Below are 3,638 nucleotides of genomic sequence, written 5' to 3'. Positions count from 1 at the left end.
CTGTGTTCCTATAATCGGGCCTTTACGGGCTGTTGATCCCCACTTAGAAATTTATGTTTTACTCAACTTCTTGAAGTGGGGGTCTTACTGCCCGTTAATCTGCGATAATTTTGTAAAAAGCACTTTCAGCTGAAAGTGCTTTTTTGCATTAGAAAAACACACCGGGTATAGAAACATCGCTTCCATCCAACAATTAAATTAAGGCAGTCTAAGATTTTGCTCCCTTTATTTTTTTAAAAAAATAAATCATAAATAAATGCTCCATGTAAAGAGGTGATGTGTTGATTAAACGATGGTTCATTTTATTTCTCATTTGTGGTGGGCTAACTGCGTGTACATCCTTTTCCTCTGAAAGAAATCATAAAGAAGATGATCTTCCCAAACCGAAGAATGTTATAGAAAAGGTAATTGAAAAAAACATTCCATCTATACCGCCAGAGCCATTAAAAATGGCAAAAGAGCCAAAGAATTTTTTATTAATTGGCGTTGATAGCAGGAGAGAAGGAAATTCACGTTCTGATACGATTATGCTTGCTCGGTATGAGCCAGTTAATAAAAAGATTAAACTTGTTTCCTTGATGAGAGATAGTTATGTGAAAATTCCAATTCATCCATTGACCTATAGCAAGCTCAATCATGCATATTCTCTCGGAGGAAAGGACTTGCTTAAACAAACGGTTGAACAAAACTTTGGAGTAACCATTGATCATATTGCCGTCATTGATTTTAAAGGATTTATTAGCATAATGAACACAATTGCCCCTGATGGTCTTGAGGTTGAGGTTTCTCAAGCGATGATTGACGATATGAATTTAAGTGTAAAGCCAGGAAAGCAAAAACTTCACGGTGAAGAGCTTCTTTCCTTCGTAAGATTTAGGCATGATGAAATGAGTGATTTTGGAAGGGTTAATAGACAGCAGGAGGTTCTCATTTCATTAAAGGATCAGGCCATTAAACAATTTGCAACGATTGATGGAATAGCAAAATTCCCAGAAATGATTAAGCACACGATGCATTATGTAGAAACAGACTTGAAGTTCGATGATGCCTTTTCTCTCGGTGCCAGCTTTCTGTTAAATCCGGTTAATGATGTTCAAACATTAAGAGTACCCATTTCCAACAGTTTTGAAAATAAACAATATCGGCATGCAGGATCTGTTTTACAATTGGATTTTATGGAAAATGAAGAAGCGATTAAGGATTTTTTACATGAAAAATGAGAAAGCGGGCTCATGCCCGTTTTCTTATTTCCGGGTCGTTACAATTGTAACGTTCAAGAAAATCAGATAAAATGTGTCTTTAGGCATAGTGTGAAGAGGTGATTTCTTGAAACAAATTGTTCACCTAAATGAACAGATTAGACAAGAGGTAGCTAGGATTGAGGAACAGTGCGAAAATTTAGGAAGAAAGCTTCAAGGAAAATATGAAGACGATTTTCGTATACTGTCTGAATCGTTAATGATTGAACTTATACGTGAAAAAAAAGGAAAATCTGCGTCAAAGGAAGATCTATTTTTAGATAGCTATAACTCTTATTTAGAAATAGGTGTAGAAAAAAATGGGGTATATTATCCTAATGGCTATATTCCTATTTGGAAATGCAAGATGGAAATGTTTCACCCTGTAGGCTATTTAATAAATTTAAACATGAGTTCTTTAGAGAAGAAATTGCAAAAGATGATCGTAGAAATATATGAGGATCATAGGAGAGAGCGGGAAGATACATGATTAAGACGGATATATATGTATTGGCAGGGTTTTTGGGCAGCGGGAAAACAACCTTATTAAAGCAGTTATTAATCGAGGAAAAGAAGCAAAATCGAAAAGTAGCAGTCATGATGAATGAGCTTGGAAAGGTATCAATTGATTCAGACGCAATTGAAGAGGATGTTCCACTTAAAGAACTGCTGGATGGATGTATTTGCTGCTCCATTCAAGATAAGTTAGAGGCTCAGCTTCAGGGGCTGCTAATGGTTGAAAAACCAGAGGTTATTTATATAGAAGCAACAGGTGCGGCACACCCAGTTGAGGTATTAGATGCAGTACTCTCGCCGTTATTCGCAGATAAAATCCATGTAAAAGGTATTATATCAGTAGTTGACGGTATGAGGTGGCTTAACAGGAAAACATTGGGTCCTCAAGTACAGCAATTATTAATGGAACAAGTCAGGCACGCTGATTTAATTCTGTTAAACAAAACTGATGTCTTAACTGAAGCAGAGCAAGCAAAACTATCAATGGAAATACAGGCACTAAATTCTCATGCTTTTTCCGTGTTAACTGCATTCTCAAAAGTACCTATCGAGTATATAAAGAATTTGTCATTTAGTACAAAAGATAAACCGGCGAATTCCCATGTAAAGAAGGAATTAAAGTTAAGCTCTTATGTTTATAAGTTTGAAAAGCCGGTGGATCAAGGTGAATTTGAAAACTTTTTAAGAAATCTTCCTGATACGATGTACCGGATAAAAGGGTATATTAAATTTTCTTATTCGAAATATCCTTTTCTCTTTCAATTTTCATACGGCATGCCTGTCTATTTGCAGGAAAATATGAATATGCCCCTTAACTTAGTTTTTATCGGTGAAAAGATAAATTGGCAGGAGATAGAAAGCCAGTTGGAAATATTAGAGAAAAAAGAATCAAACTCCTAATGAAATCGTGTGATCAACACGATTTTTTGTATGAAAATGAATACATGGGTCGATTTTTTGGAAGACTTTCTTAGAGGAATAAGAAATTAAACTAAGAAATTGAGTGGAGAAAATGAAATTTTTCATTGCATTTCTACTGTTTTTATCTGCTTGTACCTATGATACAAATGTTCAGGCAAATGAAAACATAGTGGGACATCAAATCGAAATGCTCCCGTGGGATCAGGTTAATAAGATTTTGCCTAAGTACTCAAAGTTCACCGTCTTGGATGTAGAATCAGGTAAAAAGTTTAAAGTACAAAGAAGAGCTGGCAGTCATCATGCCGATGTTCAGCCATTAACATCAAATGAAACAAAAGTAATGAAGGAAATCTATAATGGAAAATGGAGCTGGAAGAGGAGAGCGATAATCGTTATTCATAAAGGACAATGGATTGCAGCCTCCATGCATGGGATGCCTCACGGTGCTGGTGCTTTGCAAAATAACTTTCCTGGTCACTTTTGTATTCATTTTCATGGCAGTACGACACATCGGACAAACTTTATGGATTTATCGCATAAATTAATGATATTAAAAGCAGCTGGAAGGCTTAAAGAATACGCTGGCAATGCGGACCCTTATGAAATAATCAGTGCTTATATAGCAGGGTATAAACAGCAGGATGCTAGCATCGTATCTGCCTTTTCGCTGCAGGAAACGAAAGGGAAAGGCAATCTCAAGAAGATTGAAAATATTAATTTGAACAGGATGGCCATTTTACCTGTCGAGGATCTAGCTATTGAATTAAACATCGAAGTACCTGTAGAAATAGATATGATCATTCACAATAAAGGAAGAAAGAGCTTTAATGGAAACATATATTTAGTGCGATTTTCACATGCAGATGCATGGAAAATAGATACCCTTCGGTTTATGCAGGATATACAATAAAAAACTTGAGATTTCCTCAAGTTTTTTCTGTCTAGCTCCAGCGCCTACCCCCG

At 36.0% G+C, this 3,638-nt stretch carries 4 protein-coding genes; all 4 read left to right on the top strand.

Annotation, left to right across the window (positions count from 1 at the left end; all coding sequences use genetic code 11):
* Window positions 1-278: 278 nt before the first annotated feature.
* Window positions 279-1,220 (top strand): LCP family protein, encoded by a 942-nt coding sequence (locus tag V7127_RS16495; RefSeq protein WP_438824016.1) that lies wholly within the window; start codon window positions 279-281, stop codon window positions 1,218-1,220.
* A gap of 106 nt (window positions 1,221-1,326) precedes the next feature.
* The gene (locus V7127_RS16490; protein ID WP_335487808.1) at window positions 1,327-1,728 is read left to right on the top strand and encodes a hypothetical protein; all 402 of its coding nucleotides are present in this window, start codon (window positions 1,327-1,329) and stop codon (window positions 1,726-1,728) included.
* A complete protein-coding gene (locus V7127_RS16485; RefSeq protein WP_335487805.1) occupies window positions 1,725-2,654 on the top strand; it encodes a CobW family GTP-binding protein in 930 nt (309 codons plus the stop codon). Before V7127_RS16490 ends, V7127_RS16485 begins: the two co-directional genes overlap by 4 nt.
* 112 nt (window positions 2,655-2,766) lie before the next feature.
* Window positions 2,767-3,585: a hypothetical protein gene (locus V7127_RS16480; protein ID WP_335487826.1), complete on the top strand. Its 819-nt coding sequence runs from the start codon at window positions 2,767-2,769 to the stop codon at window positions 3,583-3,585.
* Window positions 3,586-3,638 lie beyond the last annotated feature (53 nt).

The organism is Bacillus sp. JJ1773 (assembly GCF_036962035.1).
GTDB lineage: Bacteria > Bacillota > Bacilli > Bacillales > Cytobacillaceae > Cytobacillus.
The sequence above is the reverse complement of the archived record's forward strand: the minus strand, read 5'-3'. Positions and strand labels throughout refer to the sequence as shown.

Excerpts from the sequence above, each read along its gene's own strand:
- V7127_RS16485 (WP_335487805.1), top strand. The coding sequence starts at position 1,725 with ATGATTAAGACGGATATATATGTATTGGCAGGGTTTTTGGGCAGCGGG.
- V7127_RS16480 (WP_335487826.1), top strand. The coding sequence starts at position 2,767 with ATGAAATTTTTCATTGCATTTCTACTGTTTTTATCTGCTTGTACCTAT.